Genomic DNA, 20,943 nt, shown 5'->3' with positions numbered 1-20,943 from the left:
TTTGACGCGGATTGACGCAGAAAAATCAATTATGCAAAGCAAAGATAAGACATCTCTGATAATGATAGAAGTCAACTTAAACAAAGTTGATGTCTTTAATAGCCCAAATTGCATTGCCCGACTCCGGAGGAGTCGCATGTCTGTAGATTAGTAATAAGAATTAAAAGCGACTCCAGCGGAGTCGAATGTTCTTACAGCTGTTTCTGATATGAGGCCGGTTATATGCGACCTCTCTGATGTCGGGTATTTGTTTGATCTTTTTCTATAGACATGCGATGCCTCTGGCATCAACCAGCAATAGGTTATTTGTCATTTCATTACTGAGTGTTTTATGTTTCTTTTTGGAATTCATTACAAAGATAATTTCAAGAAAACGCCTGTTTGCGTTTTCAAAATGAAAACAAGAACAATACAATGCAGGTAAATCTCAGTGACTGAAAGTAGCTATTGAAATTATTATTGACACACAAATAGCAATAATTACGATTAGACCAACGGAGAGACAATAAAACCTCTGCCTTCGATTTATCAAGGGGTAATGCTCTTCTCCGGAAAGGAATACTTTGGATTTATTTGATCCTGCAATCTTAAATACGAAATATCGACAATTCAACCCAATGAATTCAACAATGGCGTAATGACCTCCTTGATATTCTCCATTATGTGCCATGGTTTGAAACTATTTGTTCAAATCAAGCAACCCATCGGGTGTTGCAACCATAATTCGTTTCTGCTCTTCGTCAATTTCAACAAGGAAATCTTCCACAAAGGGAATAAAGATTTCTTCCTGGTCTTTTTCTATAATCATAAGGTCTTGAGCGCCTTTCTGAATATGTGTCAGGACACCGACAAGACCATGTTTTTCATCAATCACCTCAAATCCGATGAGATCATCGAGCGTGAATTCTTTTTCTTTTTCGGCAATATTATTTTCATGAACATAAAAACCCCGCCCCAGCAGCTTTTCCGCTTTCGTTTTGTCGTCGTATTCTTCAAATACAACAAACCATTCAGATTCAATGGGGCTTCGGACCGATTCAATAAAAAAAGGAACCTGTATTCCCTCAAAATCGAGAAATACAGGTTCGCTTTCATTTGCCGGGAGTTTACCGGCTTCAAATTTTATCAGAACCTCACCATTAATCCCATGAGTCTTGACTGTCTTTCCAATTCGGATTAGTCCTTCCATGGGTGAGTGCCGGATTTATTCGGCTTTAGGTTCTTCAGTTTCAGGAGCTTCGGCAGCTGGTTCTTCAGCAACTGGTGCTTCAGCAACTGGTGCTTCAACAACTGGTTCCTCAGCAACAGGAGTTTCAACAACTGGTGCTTCAGCTACTGGAGTTTCGGCTACTGGTTCTTCAACTACAGGAGCTTCTTCTACAACAGCAACAGCTTCTTTAGCTTCGGCTTTAATTTCGGCCTGACGCTTTTCAGCAATGGCTTTGTCGCGAGCTTCTTTCACTTTACGTTCGGCGGCGAAGCGCTCTTTCTTATCATCGATACCAGCCTGTTTCATGCTGCTCGATTTCAGATCGATCTTGCTTTGTTTTTCGCTCAGCCAATTTTCAAATTTCGCATCGGCTTGTTCCTGTGTCATGGCACCTTTGGCAACACCAATATTGAGGTGATGACGCATCATGACGCCTTTGTACGACAGGATAGCGCGAGCGGTGTCGCTGGGAACAGCCCCGGTTTTTACCCAATGAAGGGTGCGTTCGAAGTTGATGTCGATGGTAGCCGGGATTGTCAGCGGATTGTAAATGCCAAGATTTTCAATAAACTTACCATCCCGTGGTGCACGACTGTCAGCAACGACGACATGGTAATAAGGAGCACCTTTTTTACCAAATCTTTGCAGTCTGATTCTTGTTGGCATATGTGTTTGTTTAATTAGGGGTGCAAATGTCCGATTTTTTTTTGAATCAGCCAAATAATATTAGGTCTGTACTGGAAAATAAACCGGATATTTGGCTTTTCGGATGACTGGGAGCGGGTTTACAAAACTGTGCGAGGTTTGTATCGAGCGTCCAACTTTAGGTTTCTTGGAAAAAAGTACGTAAACAAATTCCGAATTGGCTTTTGTTACATCTTGTCTTTCTTTCTCTTAATGGTGTGTTTGAATTTTAATAAGGCCAAGTTAAATTCCACCGATGTTTCCGTTTCGCTCAAAGCCAAATCATCATCAAACATACGGACAAATTTGTGGAGGAAAATTTCCACCGCAAACTATGGAATCTTTGTTAGTAAGTACAATTATGCCTGGTTTTCAAACTAAGCACAACTTTATTCCAAAATCGCTTTCAGCGCCGATTTATAGGCGTACGCTTCCTTTAAGTCGGATTTACTGACATATTCCAAAGCCTTGGTCCTGTCACCCTGCATTTCTGCTATCACAGCTTTGTTGAACCATGCCTGATCACGTAATTGTTTTGAAGTATTGTTCGTTAGCGGCGTCACCAGTTTCAATGCTTCTTCTGTCTTTACATCCTTCAATAATTTGAAAGCTTGCTTGAAATCAGGCGTTTTGCCAACATAAAATTCGCGTTTAATATCATATTTTCTCGACAGAAAACGATCGGACTGTCCGCGACCGATGTCTGAACCCCAGTTTGCAACAATTGTCCTGGAGGAACCCAGATTGGATTTTGCATCGCTTTTTGAAGAACCTGTTATACTGATATCGATGTTCTGAGCATAGTCAACCGGCTTCAACACCTGCAATACGCCGTTTTCGTCTTTATAAAAAAAATTAATGGATGCTTCCACCCTACCCGTCATCTTTGCGACAAACACTGGTTTGCCATCAGCGTTGGGTTCTGAAGATTCATTCACTTCTCTTTTCAAATCTCCGAAAAAATATTCTACAACAAACAGTACATCACTCTGCAACTCGGCACATAGTTTCTGTGCATCTTCTGTTTTCATCGGAGCCGGCTCTCTGTGCGCATTTCGATCATCGCCACGGTACTGCACGGGTTGTAATGAAAAATTTCCACTTTTACCAAGTCGGTTGAGAAATTCATCACAGACAGCATTGGATCCATCGCGGGCAGCTCCTTCATATAAAAATTCCGTCTCAATATACGTTTTACTACTCGCTTCAGAAGCTACCATGTTTACAATGGCAACCTTTGGCAACGAGCCCGGAATGCGGATTTCGGGTGCCAGTTCAACACCAACTTCAAGTTTCTTTAATGGAGAACATGCTGACAGTATCAGACAGGCAACCGAAATAATGAGTGCATTCCGCATATAATTATGTTTTAGAGTAATCCGTCATTCTGATAAATTTCGAGCTGTACCGGATAGAAAGGATTTATTTTAACCGTTTTTCCGGATGCTTTGTTAATCACTTCGCCGCTTTCGAAATTCACGCTGATTGTGTCACCGTCTTTGAGTCCAAACTCTTCCATGAGACCTGGTTTGTAGGTGAGAATAGGCATAGCCGCGTTAATGGCGTTGCGTTCGTAAATAGCACCGAATGATTCAGCAATGATGCAGGAAATACCCAGCGACTTGAAACAATCAACTGCCTGCTGGCGCGAGGAGCCGGCTCCGAAGTTTTTCGACGTAACAATTATGTCGGTCGGCTTCGCACGTTTCGCGAAATCTTCATAACCCTTCAGGTTGTCGAACGAATATTGACCCATTTCTTTGATGTCGGTAATGGTCAGATATCTGTTGTGGAAAATCATGTCGGTATCGATGTCGTCTTTCTGAATGAACCAGACTTTTCCTTCCACTATATTTGGCTTTGCTGCACGTTCTTTCGCAATTGCTTTTGCTGTATCAAATTTTCCGGTGTTGGTAAATTCAGCAGGTTTTTCAGGGATGGCATCCGGAGTTGTGATGAAACCAGCAACAGCACTGGCTGCAACAATAGCTGGCGATGCAAGATAAACAAAACCTTTTCCCTGCTTGCCGGCGAAATTGCGGTTTCCGGTTGATAATGTTACTTCATCGGGACCATTCTGTCCAACCTGACCAGCAGCGCATCCAGCACAGCCTGCATTGGAAACCATAGCGCCCGCATCTTTGAAAATCTGCATCAGGCCTTCTTCGAGACACTGATTCCAAATATCATTAGTTGATGGAACAATCTTCATAACCACGCCGGGAGCCACTTTACGACCTTTCAGAATGGCAGCGGCAATACGCATGTCTTCCATACGGCCATTGGTGCAACTTCCGATGAATGCAGAGTCTATTTTAGTACCTTTTTTAATCTCTACAGATTCGTTGTCGTGCGGATGTCCGGGCAGAGCCAGCATGGGTTTGAAAGTAGTGACATCAATTTCCTGTGTCAAAACATATTCAGCATCAGCGTCGGCTGCAATCATTTCAAATTTCTTTCCACTGAGTTTTTCGATGTCATTCAGCAGTTTTTCGGTCGGCGGAAACAACAGAATAATCACTCCCATCTCAGTGCCCATCGAAGCAATGGTGATGCGCTCATCCAGCGTCAACTCATCAATGGCTTCGCCATAAAATTCAACTGAATAACTCAGCAGTTTGTTGGCTCCGAAAATGGAAAGCAGATTGAGCACCATGTCTTTCGCGGAAACACCTGCAGGACGCTTACCTTTAAATACTAATTTTACTGATTCAGGAACCTTAAACCAGACTGAGCCCTTGGCCCAGGTGGCAGCAATGTCCTGATCGCCCATGCCCTGACCGAACGAGCCAATAGCGCCCATGATATTGGCATGTGAATCGGTGGAGACAAATGTCGAACCCGGCCATACAAGCCCTTTTTCAATGGCAAGATGAGTTCCGATACCCGAATCGATGTCATAGACTTTAATGTTGTTGTCGCGTGCAAAAAGACGGCAGTAATGCTGATTGGCAGCGTACTTCTGATCTGAACCTGTCGGGTTGCAGTCGAAAGTAAATACCGTTTTTGCCGGATCGGCGACTTTGAGTCCGTTGTCGACAATATTCTTGACAACATTGGCGCCGCCGAAATCGCGCGCAGCACGTGTGTCAATAAAGACGTCAACAATATCTCCGGGTTTTACTGTTTTCTGATTGCTATGGTTAGCAATGATTTTTTCAATAAGGGTTTGTTTCATATCTATGTTTTTTTTGGAAGTCAATCGTGCAAAAATCTCCATCCTTTTACTAAGTTAATCCTGCTGTCTCCTTCCTTGTCCGCTGCGATTTATCTCGTTTTACGTGAAGCCGGTGGAGATACGCCGCAAGTCTTTTGTTGAAAAAGCGCTGCAAGAGCGACACTCAGGATGACAGCAGGCGGGGCTCAGAATTACATTTTTCTGTTCAAAGTGAAAGCTACTTCAAATATTTGTCAAGCCAGCCTTTGAATTCGCGCTGCCACAAAATAGCATTCTGCGGTTTAAGGACCCAGTGATTTTCTTCGGGGAACAAAACAAGTCGTGATGGAATTCCTCTGACTTTGGCTGCAGTAAAGGCCTGCATGGCTTGCGTGTATGCAATGCGATAATCACGCTCACCGTGAAAAATAAGAATTGGCGTGTCCCATTTGTCAACGAAAAGGTGAGGACTGTTTGCGTATGACCTTTGAGCAATCGCATTATTTTTATCCCAGTATGGTCCGCCCAGATCCCAGTCCACAAACCAGAGTTCTTCGGTTTCAAGGTACTGACTTTCGAGATTGAACATGCCATCGTGTGCAATGAAAGCTTTGAAGCGACCTTCGTGATGTCCGGCCAGCCAGAAAACAGAGAAGCCTCCATAACTGGCTCCTACTGAGGCCATGCGATTTTCATCAGCCCATGTTTCTTTTGAAACATCATCGATGGCTGACAAATAATCTTTCATATTCTGTCCACCGTAATCGCCACTGATCTGCTCCACCCATTCCTGTCCAAAGCCAGTCGTGCCGCGACGATTAGGCGCTACAACAATATAACCGTTGGCAGCCATCATCTGGAAATTCCAGCGATAACTCCAGAACTGGCCGACCATTCCCTGCGGCCCGCCTGAGCAATAAAGAATGACCGGGTAAGTTTTTGTTGAATCAAAATGCGGCGGATAAATCACCCACGTCAGCATTTCTTTTCCATCGGTGGTTTTAACGCGGCGCTCTTCAACCTGACCCATGGTGAGCTGTGCAAGCAAATCTTTATTGATGAAAGAAATTTCTTTATCCGCTCCGGACTTCATGTCAACCGAATAAATTTCATCCGGTTTCGAAATGCTGTGACGCTGAGCAATAAATTTGTCACCAGCTATTTCAAAAGCCAGATAATCACATAAGCCTTTTGATATCTGAGTAATGGCTGTATCAGCCAGGTTCAGCGAATAAATGTGACGAGTTCCCTGCCAGTCGCTGAGGAAATAAATTAATTTTCCATCATTGCTCCAGCGCAATTGTTCGGCGCTCTGATCAATCTTTCCAGTGTATTGAGCTTTTTCGCCAGAAGCTATATCGAGTACAAAAAGACGAAGTTTGTCAGACTCATATCCGTCTCGCTCCATGCTTTCCCATGCCAGCTTTTTTCCGTCGGGACTATAGACCGGATTCCAGTCGTAGCCATTCATTCCTTCGGTCAGATTTCTGGTCTTTTTTGTACTGAGATCATACAAATACAAATCGGTATTTGTTGACAATGAATAATCGACGCCGGTTTTTTTGCGGCAAGTGTACACAATCGACTTTCCATCGGGTGCCCAGCAAATCTGTTCGAGCCCGCCAAAAGGTTTCTGCGGTACTTCGTAAGGTTCACCTTGCAGCAGATCAGTCCCTTTACCTAACTTGCCATCAGTCAGCGGAGCCACAAACAAATGACTCTGCGTTGTTACCCACTCATCCCAGTGACGATACATCAGATCATCGATGATGCGCGCATTTGCTTTGTCAAGATCCTTGTAAATATCCTGCACCGTAGGCAGCGCAAGGTCTTTGGTATATGCAATATTTTTTTCGTCGGGCGATAAAATGAATCCTGAAACTCCGCCGGAGTCGCTTGAGACCTGTGTTTTACCAGTGCCATCGGATTTCATTTTAAAGATATGCATTTCATCGTTTTCAGCCGCAGTCATGAAAAGAATTTCGCCATTGGCATTCCAAACAGCATTGTACTCACCGCCGCTTGTGTTTGTAATGTTTTTTCGGTCACTTCCATCCGGCTTCATCGTATATAGTTCGCGATTGCCTTTATTCTGTTTCCAGTCGTACCATGTGACACCAAAAAGAATCAGGCTGTCGCCCGGGCTCACCTGTATTTCGGACACGCGACCCATGGCCCACATCACTTCGGGAGTCATGATGTCGCTTTCAAGTTTTACATTCTGCTGACCGATGATATCGCTTTTCGCCTCTTCCTTACATGGCTGGCAGCAAGCCGCAAGGATAAACGGCAATGCAAGAATCAGAAATGATTTTTTCATACAATTTTATTTTCCTTCGATGCGGTTAAGTGCAATAATTGCGTTTTCGTAATTGTGTTTGAGCTTTAATGCCTGCGCATAATTTTCACGGGCATTGCTGTATTGCTTCAGTTCTTCATACGCCAGACCGCGGTTGTACCAGGCTTCGGCATAAGTAGGATCACACTCAATTGACTTCGTAAACTTATCTATGGCTGTGTTGTAATTCTGCAGATCAACAAGGTTTATGTAACCGATGTTGTACCAGGCATTCTTGTTTTTTGGCTCTATTACAAGCAACGCATCGTATTGCAGCAAAGCTTCTTCGATCAATTGCTGCTCCTGGAGCCACAAGCCATAGTTGTACCGGGCTTCGGCCGAAGTAGGTCTGATGCGCACAGCCGTTTTCAGATAATTCCCAGCAATGGGATCATTCTTGACATCGAACACATGTCCAAGCATAATAAATGCATCATAATATTCAGGATCGTTCTCTGTTGACTTCTGAAGATTGACGATGGCTTTGGCAGTGTCTTTCTGCTCAAGCAATGCAAATCCTTTGATGAAATAGGCTTTGGCGTTGTACTTGTCAATTTCAATAGCGTTGTTGCTGTAGAGAAAGACCTTTTCATAATCTTCGAGAAACAAGTTCAGCTCTGCCAGTTTCAGACTGGGTTCCGGATTTCCCGGATCCATCTCAAACGCCTTTATCAGCGACTTTTTGCAGGACTCAATATTTCCCATTGCCAGATAAACATCGCCAAGAAGAATATGATAATCGGTTTTCTCGGGGTTCAGTTGCAAGGCCTGGCGAACATCGCTGAGAGCTTTCTCTGTTTCGCCCATCGAGAGCAACAGTTCGGCCCGTTGCTGGTACAGACTATCTGCCTTTGGATTTTCTTCGATTTTTTTATTCAGTAATTCGAGAGGCGACATGGCTGAATCCTGCGTTTGCTGTTCGTTTTTGTCGTTCCCGTTTCCACACGAAATCACCGCCGAAGCAAAAGCCAGGGCGATGATTAAAGCGATCAAATATTTCATTCTCATTGAGTGCTGAGTTTTTCTTTGATTTTATTTTCAAGTTCTTCCATCAACTCAGGATTGTCGAGCAGGAGTGCTTTGACTGATTCGCGGCCCTGCCCCAGTTTGGTTTCTTCGTAACTAAACCAGGACCCACTTTTCTTGATAATGTTGAGATCAACACCCATGTCCACAACTTCTCCGGATTTCGAAAATCCAAGTCCATAAATAATATCAAGCTCTGCCTGATGGAAAGGAGGTGCTACTTTGTTTTTTACAACTTTCACCTTAACACGGTTGCCGATAATATTGTCACCATCTTTGATCTGAGCAATCCTGCGAATGTCGATACGCACCGAAGCATAGAATTTAAGCGCGTTTCCACCGGTTGTTGTTTCGGGATTCCCAAACATAACTCCAATTTTTTCTCGGAGCTGATTGATGAAAATACAAACGCAGCGTGTTTTCGAAATGGTTCCAGTCAGTTTCCGGAGGGCCTGCGACATCAAACGTGCATGGAGTCCCATCTTTGAATCGCCCATTTCGCCTTCGATTTCACTCTTTGGAGTCAAGGCAGCAACTGAGTCAATCACAATGATATCAATGGCACCGCTTCGAATAAGGTTTTCGGTAATTTCAAGTGCCTGCTCTCCATTGTCGGGCTGCGAAATCAGCAGGTTTTCAACATCAACACCCAGTCTTTTTGCATAAGTGATGTCGAAAGCATGTTCAGCATCAATAAATGCAGCGATTCCGCCCTTTTTCTGCGCTTCGGCAATAGCATGTATGGCCAATGTGGTTTTTCCTGAACTTTCCGGTCCGTAAATTTCAACAACACGACCACGGGGAAATCCACCCACGCCAATAGCGAGATCGATTCCGACGCTGCCCGTAGAGATTACCTCTAATTCTTCGATGGGAGAATCGCCCAGTTTCATGACTGATCCTTTGCCATAAGTCTTGTCAAGTCGCTCAATGGTTAATTGCAACGCTTTCATTTTTTCGGATTGAACCGAATTTTCTTCTTTTTTCTCTTTCTCTTTGCTCATATCGTGTTTATTTTAATAATTCAAGAATTTGTGCCGTACTGGCTTTTGTCTCAACTTTCGAAATCACTTCTTCGATTTTGCCTTCTGCATCAATAATGAAAGTGGTGCGTAGAATGCCATCGAATGTCCGGCCCATGAATTTTTTCGGGCCCCAGACTCCGTACGCCTTTATGATGGTTTTATCGATGTCCGCCACCAATGGAAAAGGCAAGGAATGTTTCTCTGCAAATTTCATGTGCGAAGCATCACTGTCAGCGCTGATTCCAATTACCTCATATCCTTTTTTCAACCACATGTTGTAATTGTCGCGGAAATCACAGGCCTCAGCCGTACAACCGGGAGTGGAATCCTTCGGATAAAAATACAGGATTACCTTGCGGCCTTTGAGATCGCTTAGTTTTTGCTCGTTTCCTTCACTGTTTTTGAAGGAAAAATCGGGTGCCTGCATGCCTTTTTCCATATTCGGGAAATTTGGTTTAAAATTACTACTTATAATGTAATGCACAAGAAATTTGTTTTCAACATTTCGCTGACAAAAGTATATGGTTTTCATTACCTGATCCGGTTAATAAGTACTTACTTTCGTTTGTAAACGGATTTAATTATTTGTAACCGTTTGTTGTCGGATAAATTCACTCTAAGTAGCTCTTTTACTTTATAATTGACTTTAAAAACACATTCATGAAATTTGGTTAAATCAAAAAAAAGTATTATTTTCGTCAATGCATTAACAACTGCATTGATTATCAGCTTTATAATACGCTGACAAACATTCAGACATAAATCAATCAAATATTAACCGAGAATCAGCAACGGAAAGGATTTAATGAAAGATCAAAATTTCTTGTACAAACCAAGACAATATAATCAAATTGAACTTTGGAAAGACATTTCACAAGAGCAATGGAACGATGCCGGCTGGCAGCAAAAAAATTCCATCCGCACAGTAACTCAGCTTCGAAAAATAATAAAACTCAGTGATTATCAGGCTTCAGAAATTGAGCGCACACTGCAAACTATGCGCAATGAGGGCAAAGAGCCTCTTCGCATAACGCCTTATTACGCATCGCTGATGCAGGAAGATCCATTTCATCCGAAATTGCTTCCCGGCGAGAAAGAAAAACACAGGCTGGACCCGATTTTCTGGCAAAGTGTCCCCACTCCGGCAAACCTCTTTTTTCCGGACACCGGAGCCGAAGGTGCCATGAGCGAAGGCAGCCGTAGTTTCGGCGCAGCGTATCAGCGATATCCAAACCGGGTTGCACTTTTTGTGGCACAAAACACCAGCTGTGCATCGTATTGTGTTCATTGCCAGCGTGCTAAATCGCTCGATTGCACCAATGAAGTAAACAAGACAGAAATAGACAAAGGTTTGTTTTATATTTCACAGAACAGCAATATAAACGAAGTCCTGGTAACAGGCGGCGACGCGCTTATGGTTGGGCGTCAACGACTACAATATATTTTGGAAGAACTGAGTAAAATAGACCATTTGAGAGTCATCAGGATTGCAACACGTGTTCCGGTAGTAATGCCCATGGCTGTAACCGATGATTTGCTTGACCTGATTAATACCGCGTCGAACCGATACAACAATGGGGTTGAAAAATATGTGTATTTCATGACACACATCAATCACTATCATGAAATTACAGCAGAGATGGCTGCCTGTGTGCGGCGTATACGAAATCACGGTTTCACAATACGAAATCAGACGGTTCTGCTAAATCATGTAAATGATTACTATAAAACGCTGGCGGAAACTTTCCGCCGCATGTTCTGGATTGGTGTTCATCCATATTATTTGTTACAGTGTCACAAAGAAAAAGGGATTGTCCATTTCATTACCCCTGTACAGGTTGGTAAAATATACATGAAACATTTGCAGGGATGGATTTCGGGTGTCACCATGCCCCGCTACGCGGTGAATATTGAAGGAGGCGGCGGAAAAGTGCTGCTGATGCCCTCTGGGCACGACACACTGAACAACAATGAGAATATCGATGAAAAAATTTCGGAAAGTTTTGCGATGGTTAATACGTGGGACGGCAAGACAATTCTGCGATACGAATCATTAGGCCGTGCAAAGAAAAAAGAATACGAAGAAGCCGTAGAAATAATGAATCGTTTTATCGGACGCAAAGAAGTGTTTTTTCCAAAAATTATTATTGTGGATGACAAGGGCAATCATATTGAAACGACCAACAGAACAAAACTTCCGTTGATTGAAAAAATGAAGAAATCAGAACTGCTTGATTATTCAATATACAGCCGGGACATGCCGTTGACAAATCCCGCTGATATTGCCGATGAACTTGAAAAAGCTTTTTTGAAATCACCATTCAATAAGTAATTTGTATGCTTGCAACGAGGCTGTTCAAGGAATTCTGTATGTGCGAAAAAGGCAGTGGCATGCTGCTGATTATCGCAACATTTGTATCCATTTTAATTTCAAACTCGGTAATCGGAGAAAACTATATCGCTTTATGGCAGACCAAAATCGGGATCATGAGCATTGAACACTGGATCAACGATGGGCTGATGGCGGTGTTTTTTCTTATGATTGGTCTTGAGCTTGAGCGCGAAATATACAAAGGTGAATTGTCGAATCCCCGCGATGCGCTGCTGCCAATATTTGCAGCTATCGGGGGCATGGCAGTACCCGCAGCCATTTATACATTTTTTAATGCAGGCACATCAACCAGCTCCGGGTTTGGAATACCGACTGCCACCGATATTGCTTTTGCGCTGGCTGTTTTAATGATGCTCGGAAACCGTGTGCCCGTTTCACTAAAGGTTTTTCTGACAGCGCTGGCAGTAATAGATGACCTTGGAGCAATCATCGTAATTGCAATTTTCTACACAAACACCATTTTGTTGTCAGCGCTGGCTGCTGCTTTCGGCATATTTGCCCTGTTGCTGTTTTTTAGAATTATCAAAATAAACCACCTTTTGATTTATCTCATCGGGGGAGTGGCAATGTGGTATTTTATGCTTCAATCAGGAGTTCACGCCACGATTGCAGGCGTATTACTAGCTTTTGTCATTCCGTTTGGCAAAGGCGACGAAAAATCTCCGTCATGGAAGCTGCAACATGCCATTCATATACCTGTTTCATTTGGTATTGTACCTCTTTTTGCGCTTGCCAACACCGCTATCATAATCAGTCCTGACCTGGGCAAACTCTTTTCAGAATACTATGCCATCGGAGTCTCTGCAGGATTAATCATAGGCAAACCACTTGGGGTAATTGTTTTCAGCTTTCTGTCTGTAAAAATGAAATTGGCAAGACTACCTGACGATATCAGCTGGAAATCGTTGCTGGGAGCTGGTTTTCTGGCGGGGATCGGTTTTACCATGTCGATATTTATTACAATTCTGGCTTTTACCGATTCCTCCATCATAAGCAACACCAAATTCGTAATTCTTGTTTCCTCGCTGGTTGCCGGAAGCATAGGCTTCTTTTTGATACGAACAGCAGCAAAGCCGATAAGAACACCAGATTGATTTTTACGAGAGCTGATATTTGTCATTTCAGTCTGTAGAATTCACTCATAAAAGGTAATTTTGCATAAACAATAAAAACAGACAATTTTAAAATACAAACACCATGAAATTCACACGTAAAGCAAGCGCCAACTGGCAGGGATCGGGAAAAGAAGGCAAAGGAACGCTGACAACAGGAAGCTCCGTTTTAAACAACACTCAATATTCATTCAGCTCACGCTTCGAAGAAGGCATTGGGACCAACCCCGAAGAGCTGATAGCAGCGGCTCATGCAGGATGTTTCACCATGAAACTCAGTTTTGTGCTGGGCGAAAACGGATTTACACCGACCAGTCTGGATACAAAATCAGGTATTGTTTTCGAAGACGGGAAAATCACCGAAATCAATTTGGATCTTACTGGAAATGTCCCCGGAATTGATGCAGCCAAATTTCAGGAACTGTCCTTGATTGCCAAGGAGACCTGCCCTATTTCGGGACTGCTGAATACAACAATCAATCTCAAAGTAAAACTCGCTTAACCCTTTCGATCAACAATTCATAACCTTAAAAACAGGCGCGGAGATTTCTGCGCCTGTTTTGTTGTACTATTTCGATTAACAGCTGCTTCAGGAATTTTTATAAAATAATAAAGCCCGCCGATAAAACATCAGCAGGCTTTATTTCTAAAAAAGTATGGATTATTTCTGACTGAAATAGTCTTCGACTTCGTAGTAATTGGCAAAATTCACTTTGGATTCAGCAGCATGGAACTGACTGGCCGGGATTATAAAAACTCGTAATGAATCCCATATCTGGTCAGCGCCTGTATATGAAGACCCATCAGGGTTTGTAATAGCCACGCCAACTTCATTGTATAATGAAGTAATCCAGTACCGGGTATTGTAGTAGCCACCATAGCCCAGTCCGCCAACCGGATACCAGTTGTACTGGTGAAGATAGGGAATGATTAAAGAAGAATCCATCATGCCGGCCGAAACTGGTAAAATCAGGTAATTGTACTGATGTGCAGTAGTCATCGTATCCCCTGGGAAACCGCATACAATCACATTTGCATTTCCATCAGTGCCATTGGTTCCGGCAGTACCGGCTGGTCCGCGCGGACCTTCAGGACCTTCGCATGAAACAGCTATCATTCCCATAACTAAAAGAAGAACAGCAAAAATTTTCAGATTTTTCATAACAGTTGAATTTAAATTTGAGTGCAAATATACATATTTAGCATGTTATATCAAACTTTTTATCGATGTAGCTGATATAATACACATTATATTGATATTTTTAAACAACTAATTACAACTGATAAACAGCTATATAATGAAACAAAAAAGCTTTTATGAATTAATTGCAATATTTCATCTGAGAAAATGTTACTTTTAGTACCAATAAACCAAAACCTTAAAACCTGAAACCCATGAAAACAAGAAATCTGATTGTCACATTGATCATTGTGACATTGGTAGCATTCAGCTGTGGCGGCAAGAAGAGCTACGACGGGAACCAAAAAAACAATGAGGCGCCGACAATTGATGAAATAAGCAAAGAAGAAGCGCCTGCCGAAGAAATGGAACAGAGCGGCTATGCATCGTCTACAGCGACATCTGATGGTTCAAAAAAAACAGCTGATAAAGATGCCAAAGACGATTATGCTGCAATGGTGTCTTCATCTGCTGCACAAATGAGCAAATTCGATTCAACACACAAGCTCATTCGCACAGCTGAGCTAAAATTCCGCACCCTTGACGTTACAGGAACCTCGTATGCCATCGAAGATCTGGTAAAAAAACATGGTGGCTACACAGCAAGCACTTATTTATCGAGCGAAATTTCGAACAAGGAAACCACGCGTGTCAGCCCTGATTCGCTGGTAGAAACCACCACTTATCATTTTACGAATGAAATGATCGTTCGTGTTCCAGTACGAAATATGGACACCACATTAAAATGTCTAGTGCCGATGATTGATTTTCTCGACTATCGCAACATCAAAGCTGAAGACGTTAGTCTGTCGTACCTGCGCAAGCAACTGGAGAAGAAACGTCTCGACCTGTATAATATGCAGGTGAGCGGATTGACAACCACAGGAAACACAGGCGACCGCCTGGCGGCAATGGAGTCACAACTTCAGAAGCAGATTCAGAACGACGAATCATTGATTGAACGCATGGAACTGGATGACAAGGTGAATTACGCAACCATTACCTTGCATTTATACGGTCGCGACAAAACCCGTCATGTCATGCTTGCAGACGAAGATAAGATTGACTCTTACAAGCCCGGATTCGGACGAAATTTGATGCATGCATTGAATCGCGGCTGGCAGGTTCTGCAATTGTTTGTACTCGGACTGATCACTCTCTGGCCGCTCTGGCTGGCCGGTGCGTTGGTATGGTTCCTCATCGCCCGCATTACTAAAAACAAAAAATCGAAACAGCTTCCGAAATAATATTTGAAATGAAATAAAAAATGGCTCGCATTTGTAATCCGAGCCATTTTTTTAGCACTGACGCGGATTTGCATTCCGTGGCCGTGAACTTATTTCGACAATTCAAACGCCAGCGCCACAATTTCCTGCAGCGATATGGTCGGCTCCGCCTCGGTGATGTCATGCAATTGTCGCGCTTGTGAAGCAAACCTTTTTGAAATTTCATTTCTGAAAAAGCGGATGTCCGGTTCATCGTCACCAAGCCGCACTCGATCGAGTCCATCAGCATCTTTCAGCAGATGTATCACATCAATATTTTCAGTTTCTGCAGCTGGCTCTTCCGATTTTGAATGCCATTTCACAGCATTGTACACCGTTAAATAATCGCATTTCTGCAAACCAAATTCTTCGAATAATCCTCGATAGTATGGCAGAAATTCATCAGCGGAACGCAGCCCGTGGCCTGGTTCCCGGCCGTCGGTCAGACGTCCCAGATCATGCACTTTGGCGGCAAAAAAAGCAAGTCTGCCCTGCCCGTCCATATTCAGTTTTTGAGCCAGTACGCACACCCAGGCCATCACCCGATGTGTGTGTAGCCGACCATGTAAAAATGACTGATGATCGAAATCTTCATCTTTTACTTCGAAGCGATGCAGATTTGCAAGAATATTATTCATCCATTCCCTCCGGCTTCCAGTCGCGCTTCAGCAAAGATTCGAAATCAGGTATAAATGATCTGATTTTTTCTGACAATTTTTTCACGTCGCCTTCCATAGTGCCAAATTCCTGTCCTCCGCAAAAGCTTATGTGACCATCAAAAATTAATGTATCATTGGTGTCATGTACTTTCAAAACAGCACCGGTTCCACCTACGCAGCCTTTATTGTCTTTTTTAGGAATATTTTTGAAACCGAGTGAATCGTAAAATTCAACTATTTCGAAAAACTGAATATTGGTAATTGCAATCGAAGTATCGGTCAGTATTGTGCCGTAGCTATCGACTTTTACTTTTATTTCATTCTTGGTTACCAACAGCTCGTAGCTGCGATGATATTGCGGTGCCACTGACGAAGCCTGATATTCATACAGGATGGTGCCGATTTCAGTTTTTTCGGATTTCATGTTTTTCTGATTTTTACATGAGACAAAAAGAATTGCTAATACTAAAAAAGTGTATTTCATAATTCCAAAATTAATGAAAGTATTGATATTGCCACCAAAATAGAGCAGAAATTATTGTATTCTTTTCAACGCTTCGCGCTGACTCAGGCCAGATAATTCGGTGCGGGCAACAAACTGTTTCACAGCTTCAGGATTCACTTTGCTGTATTCGCGCAGCGCCCAGCCAATGGCTTTGCGGATGAAAAATTCCTTTTCGTGAGCCAACTTTTTGCAAGTTTCAAATAAGCGTTTTTCATTCGTGTCATTTTTATATTTCAGCTGATGCAAAATGGCTGAACGGCGCATCCACATATTGTCGTGGTTCTGCCAACGGGAAACAACATCATCGATAATTTCAGGATTATTTTTCAGAACAAAACCTGCCAGCGACGGCGCAATAAAATCAACTGAATCCCACCAACCTTTGTTCTGGATTAGCTTTTCGAAAAGAGGAATATGCTCAGGTGTAATTTTTTTACGCACCCGAAACATGATTTCCATGCAGCAATACTGCATTTCGCGCTGCGGAGAATTCCAGCAAAGTTCAGCAAACGCAGGTATATTCTTTATGTCCGGCAGTTTGTTTGTTTTCAGAAAGTCGCCCAGAATTTCCTTGCGCAGCGGTGATCCCACTCCGAAAAATTCGGATTGATCTTTCATATATTTTTTTGCACCTGCTGCAACAACCGGATTGGCTGCGGCCTGCAGCGCATCGGATAAGCACTTATGGTATTCTTTAATAGTCATGATAAAACAAAGCTACGAAATTTCGCTTGTTTGGAAAATGATTGAAACCGAATTGAAAATAAACATCATCATGGGGCTTCGCGGATTTTATTATTCACGGAGCTTTGCTCCGGGCTAATATCTGCAGCGCCGTTGGCGCTTTTTGTACATCGTAGCTTTATTTATGCCTTCGGCCTCTCAACCTTGACCTCGACCTGGGCGCGCGTCTCCTGACGCGTGACTCTAACGCGTGACCATTCCCTCAGCTTCTAATACTTCATCCACTTAAACAATTCCTTCAAGGTTGGTTTTTTCCCATACATCAGAATTCCGGTGCGGTAGATGCGACCGGCGATCCAGGTTGTGACAATAAAACCAGCAATCAGGAAAAGCATAGACAATCCAATTTCCCAAAGAGGGACAGGCGGATTGAATGGAATGCGCGCCATCATGACAATGGGCGAAGTGAATGGGATCATTGAAAGCCAGAACGACACAGGCCCATCGGGATTATTGAGAACGAAATTCAGACTGACCAGCGCGAGAATCAGGGGCACCGTTACGGGCAGCATAAATTGCTGCGTATCGGCATCGTTATCAACCGCCGATCCGATTGCTGCAAACATGGATGCATACAGCAAATAGCCGAAAAGAAAATAGAATATAAAAATAATCAGAATGTTCCCGAATTGAATATGGGAAACACCCTCAAGAATCTGATTGGATCTGCTTTGGGTAAGCTGTAAGGATTCCTGCTGCGAAGCAATATCGGTTTGCGAAAGGCCTTTGTCCTGAACAACAACTTTTGGAGGTTCTTTGTATTTAAACATTTCAGGATTGATTTGCTGCAGACTGAAAACAATCACCGCTGTCAATCCGATCCAGAGAACAAACTGAGTCAACCCAACCAATGCAACGCCGACAATTTTTCCAAGCATCAGCTGAAATGGCTTCACGCTGCTGACAATAACCTCCACAATACGGTTTGTTTTTTCTTCAATAACACCCCGCATCACCTGCGAACCATACAGGAAAATGAATGTGTAAATCAGAATTCCACCAAGCATTCCAAGGATATAGCTGATTTCGGAAAAGCTCTGTTCCTCCTCGCCTTCACGCATGATAAACGTGCTGATTTTCACATTGACATTCACGTCTTCCAGAATTTTTTTATCAATACCTGAAAGCGAGAGCCGGTGCGCTTCGAGCTCCTGTTTGATCACACCTTCAATCAGATCAACAATGCCAAATCCCATGTCCTTCTGCGAACTCATTTTTACAGAATTCGGGTTATTAATTACCGATTCAGGAATGTAGAGCACCGCGTCATATCCAAGGCCTTCCAGATTTTCGCTGGCAGCCTGATACGACATATATATATTTTCGAAAACAGCTTTGTTCGAATTCGGAAATTTGTTTTGAAACAACCCGGTTTCATCAAGCACGGCAATTTTCTTATGCTGATCGGACACATTGGCCAGATACACGGGAACAACAAACAAAGCCGCCATGAGAATCGGTCCAAGAATAGTCATTACAATGAATGATTTTTTCTGAACCCTGGAGAGATATTCCCTTCTGAGAATTATAAGAATTTTTTTCATTTCCGGCTTTTTTTATGGATCTTGTTTCCGGTTACTTCCGAAATAAAAATATCATTCATCGATGGCATCAATTCCTCAAAAGAAGTTACATGACCAATTTCCATCGAAGCTTTTAGCAAGTCGTTTGAATTGACACCCGGATTGAGCTCAACTCTGTAAGAACAAAAATCCTCTTTATGCTCAATTGCACTGATAATTCCCAGCGGGCTTAACCTAGAATCATCGCAGTTGGAAACACCACGCAATTTCAATTGGTAGATGTTTGAACTGTGCTGTTTTTTAATTTGCTGGACATTTCCTGAAAGAATAACTTTTGATTGATTGATCAGAGCAATATCATCGCAAAGCTCTTCAACCGAAGCCATGTTGTGTGTCGAAAAAATGATTGTTGCACCCTTTTCCTTCAGTTGCAGAATTTCTTCCTTAAGCATTTCAGCATTGATAGGATCGAAGCCGCTGAAAGGCTCATCGAAAATAAGCAGCGACGGAGCATGAATCACCGTAATTATGAATTGAACTTTCTGCTGCATACCTTTAGAAAGCTCGTCAACACGCCTATTCCACCAGTCTTCGATACCAAATTTCTCAAACCATTGTTTCAGCCGCAGATATGCATCCGACTTACTTATTCCTTTCAGCTGAGCCAGGTACAGCGCCTGCTCCCCAACTTTCATCTTTTTATACAATCCGCGTTCTTCGGGCAGATAACCAATATCCTCGGTATGCTGCTCATCGAGTGGATGACCTTTGATCAACAGACGACCGCTATCGGGACCAATAATCTGATTTATTATTCTGATCAGGGTGGTTTTTCCGGCGCCATTGGGGCCAAGCAAACCAAAAATACTTTGCTCCTTTACCTGAATCGAGACCCGATCCAGCGCCGTATGATTGGCGAAATTTTTACAAACATCCTGTGCTTCGAAATAAATCATAGTGCAAGGTTAATCAAAATATTCCTTCATCCGGTCGAAAAACGATTTTTTCTTCTGCGTATTGTCGGGCTGGAAACTGCTCTTGGTGTTCATTTGCTCCAGGAAAGATTTTTCATCTTTCGTAACCGATTGCGGAACCCAGATATTAATGCTGACAATCAGATCGCCGCGTCCATAACTGTTGAGCGCAGGCAATCCCTTTCCTTTAAGCCGGAACATTTTTCCGGGCGTGGTGCCAGCTGGAATTTTTATTCTGGCCTTTCCGTCGAGCGTGGGAACATCGACCTGCGTACCGAGCACGGCTTCGGCATAGGACACATTGTGTTCGTACAGCAAATTTATATTGTCGCGCTTGAAAAATTCATGCTCAATTTCTTCAATCAAAACGATCAGATCGCCTGGAATTCCTCCTCGGGGAGCAGCATTGCCTTTGCCCGACATACTGAGTTGCATGCCGTTTTCGACGCCGGCAGGAATTTTTATTGAAATCACTTCCTCACCTTTTGTAAGTCCAGATCCGGAACAGGTCGGACAACGGTCTGTAATAATCGTTCCTTCTCCGTTGCAATGCGGACAAGTAGAAGCTGTCTGCATTTGCCCAAGAAATGTATTGGTCACACGCATCACGCGGCCGGAACCCTGACAGGTGGTACAGGTTGTTGGCTTGCTTCCTGAACGGGCGCCGCTTCCATTGCAACTTTCGCAATGAATATTCTTGTTTACTTTAACTTTCTTCTCTACGCCATTGGAAACTTCTTCGAGCGTTAGCTTCACCCTGATTCGAAGATTCGATCCTTGCGGAACGCGTTGCGATGAACGGCTGCGACCGAATCCACCGCCAAATCCACTGAATCCGCCCCCAAAAAAGTCACCAAAAATATCTCCGAAATTGCTGAAGATATCATCCATGCTCATGCCACCACCATAGCCACCAGAGCCGTTCATGCCTGCATGGCCAAACTGATCGTACCGTTGACGCTTGTCGGGATTGCTCAGTACTTCATACGCTTCGGCTGCTTCCTTGAATTTATCTTCCGAAGTCTTATCATCCGGATTTTTGTCAGGATGGTACTTGATGGCCATCTGCCGGTAAGCTTTTTTCAACTCATCGGCTGTAGCATTTTTCGAGACACCAAGTACCTCGTAATAATCGCGTTTACTCACTCT

20 protein-coding genes are annotated in these 20,943 nt (G+C 43.1%); 4 read left to right on the top strand and 16 right to left on the bottom strand.

Annotated elements, in window-relative coordinates; genetic code table 11:
• Positions 1 to 427: 427 nt before the first annotated feature.
• The 9 genes from A2W93_02800 to A2W93_02760 all read right to left on the bottom strand — a co-directional run bounded on the left by A2W93_02800 (position 428) and on the right by A2W93_02760 (position 9,879).
• A complete protein-coding gene (locus A2W93_02800; protein ID OFY53596.1) occupies positions 428 to 670 on the bottom strand; it encodes a hypothetical protein in 243 nt (80 codons plus the stop codon).
• 9 nt (positions 671 to 679) lie between these two features.
• A complete protein-coding gene (locus tag A2W93_02795) occupies positions 680 to 1,189 on the bottom strand; it encodes a 16S rRNA processing protein RimM (protein OFY53595.1) in 510 nt (169 codons plus the stop codon).
• A gap of 15 nt (positions 1,190 to 1,204) precedes the next feature.
• Positions 1,205 to 1,876 (bottom strand): 30S ribosomal protein S16, encoded by a 672-nt coding sequence (locus tag A2W93_02790; GenBank protein ID OFY53594.1) that lies wholly within the window; start codon positions 1,874 to 1,876, stop codon positions 1,205 to 1,207.
• Positions 1,877 to 2,283: 407 nt separating this feature from the next.
• A complete protein-coding gene (locus A2W93_02785) occupies positions 2,284 to 3,252 on the bottom strand; it encodes a hypothetical protein (protein ID OFY53593.1) in 969 nt (322 codons plus the stop codon).
• 11 nt (positions 3,253 to 3,263) lie between these two features.
• Positions 3,264 to 5,072, bottom strand: a complete 1,809-nt coding sequence (locus A2W93_02780) for a homoaconitate hydratase (protein ID OFY53592.1) — start codon at positions 5,070 to 5,072, stop codon at positions 3,264 to 3,266.
• Positions 5,073 to 5,289: 217 nt separating this feature from the next.
• Positions 5,290 to 7,371 (bottom strand): peptidase S9, encoded by a 2,082-nt coding sequence (locus A2W93_02775; GenBank protein ID OFY53591.1) that lies wholly within the window; start codon positions 7,369 to 7,371, stop codon positions 5,290 to 5,292.
• 6 nt (positions 7,372 to 7,377) lie between these two features.
• A complete protein-coding gene (locus A2W93_02770; GenBank protein OFY53590.1) occupies positions 7,378 to 8,397 on the bottom strand; it encodes a hypothetical protein in 1,020 nt (339 codons plus the stop codon).
• Positions 8,394 to 9,419, bottom strand: a complete 1,026-nt coding sequence (locus tag A2W93_02765; protein OFY53589.1) for a recombinase RecA — start codon at positions 9,417 to 9,419, stop codon at positions 8,394 to 8,396. The genes A2W93_02770 and A2W93_02765 overlap by 4 nt, the downstream gene beginning before the upstream one ends.
• Positions 9,420 to 9,426: 7 nt before the next feature.
• On the bottom strand, positions 9,427 to 9,879 hold the full coding sequence (locus A2W93_02760) for a peroxiredoxin (protein ID OFY53731.1): 453 nt from the start codon (positions 9,877 to 9,879) through the stop codon (positions 9,427 to 9,429).
• 366 nt (positions 9,880 to 10,245) lie between these two features.
• Between A2W93_02760 and A2W93_02755 the strand changes: the two genes are divergently transcribed.
• The 3 genes from A2W93_02755 (at position 10,246) to A2W93_02745 (ending at position 13,446) form a co-directional block, all read left to right on the top strand.
• On the top strand, positions 10,246 to 11,772 hold the full coding sequence (locus A2W93_02755; GenBank protein OFY53588.1) for a hypothetical protein: 1,527 nt from the start codon (positions 10,246 to 10,248) through the stop codon (positions 11,770 to 11,772).
• Positions 11,773 to 11,777: 5 nt separating this feature from the next.
• Positions 11,778 to 12,926 (top strand): Na+/H+ antiporter NhaA, encoded by a 1,149-nt coding sequence (locus A2W93_02750; protein OFY53587.1) that lies wholly within the window; start codon positions 11,778 to 11,780, stop codon positions 12,924 to 12,926.
• A gap of 103 nt (positions 12,927 to 13,029) precedes the next feature.
• On the top strand, positions 13,030 to 13,446 hold the full coding sequence (locus A2W93_02745) for an OsmC family peroxiredoxin (GenBank protein OFY53586.1): 417 nt from the start codon (positions 13,030 to 13,032) through the stop codon (positions 13,444 to 13,446).
• Between the two features lie 159 nt (positions 13,447 to 13,605).
• Here the strand turns inward: A2W93_02745 and A2W93_02740 are convergent, their stop codons facing one another.
• Positions 13,606 to 14,106 carry a hypothetical protein gene (locus A2W93_02740; GenBank protein ID OFY53585.1) on the bottom strand — a complete coding sequence of 167 codons (501 nt, stop codon included), beginning with the start codon at positions 14,104 to 14,106 and terminating at the stop codon, positions 13,606 to 13,608.
• A 233-nt stretch (positions 14,107 to 14,339) separates the two neighbouring features.
• Here A2W93_02740 and A2W93_02735 point away from each other — a divergent pair, with 233 nt between their 5' ends.
• On the top strand, positions 14,340 to 15,371 hold the full coding sequence (locus A2W93_02735) for a hypothetical protein (protein OFY53584.1): 1,032 nt from the start codon (positions 14,340 to 14,342) through the stop codon (positions 15,369 to 15,371).
• Positions 15,372 to 15,460: 89 nt separating this feature from the next.
• On the opposite strand, the gene A2W93_02730 is transcribed toward A2W93_02735, so the two are convergent.
• From A2W93_02730 to A2W93_02705, 6 genes are all read right to left on the bottom strand, one after another.
• Positions 15,461 to 16,027 (bottom strand): hypothetical protein, encoded by a 567-nt coding sequence (locus tag A2W93_02730; protein OFY53583.1) that lies wholly within the window; start codon positions 16,025 to 16,027, stop codon positions 15,461 to 15,463.
• Positions 16,020 to 16,532, bottom strand: coding sequence for a hypothetical protein (locus tag A2W93_02725; protein OFY53582.1), 513 nt, complete (start codon positions 16,530 to 16,532; stop codon positions 16,020 to 16,022). The genes A2W93_02730 and A2W93_02725 overlap by 8 nt, the downstream gene beginning before the upstream one ends.
• 51 nt (positions 16,533 to 16,583) lie before the next feature.
• Positions 16,584 to 17,258 carry a hypothetical protein gene (locus A2W93_02720; GenBank protein ID OFY53581.1) on the bottom strand — a complete coding sequence of 225 codons (675 nt, stop codon included), beginning with the start codon at positions 17,256 to 17,258 and terminating at the stop codon, positions 16,584 to 16,586.
• A 248-nt stretch (positions 17,259 to 17,506) separates the two neighbouring features.
• The gene (locus A2W93_02715) at positions 17,507 to 18,841 is read right to left on the bottom strand and encodes a hypothetical protein (protein OFY53580.1); all 1,335 of its coding nucleotides are present in this window, start codon (positions 18,839 to 18,841) and stop codon (positions 17,507 to 17,509) included.
• Positions 18,838 to 19,776: an ABC transporter ATP-binding protein gene (locus A2W93_02710; GenBank protein ID OFY53579.1), complete on the bottom strand. Its 939-nt coding sequence runs from the start codon at positions 19,774 to 19,776 to the stop codon at positions 18,838 to 18,840. The genes A2W93_02715 and A2W93_02710 overlap by 4 nt, the downstream gene beginning before the upstream one ends.
• 9 nt (positions 19,777 to 19,785) lie before the next feature.
• Entirely contained in the window at positions 19,786 to 20,940 is a 1,155-nt protein-coding gene (locus tag A2W93_02705) for a molecular chaperone DnaJ (protein OFY53578.1), read from the bottom strand.
• Positions 20,941 to 20,943: the final 3 nt, after the last annotated feature.

The organism is Bacteroidetes bacterium GWF2_43_63 (assembly GCA_001769275.1).
GTDB lineage: Bacteria > Bacteroidota > Bacteroidia > Bacteroidales > DTU049 > GWF2-43-63.
The sequence above is the reverse complement of the archived record's forward strand: the minus strand, read 5'-3'. Positions and strand labels throughout refer to the sequence as shown.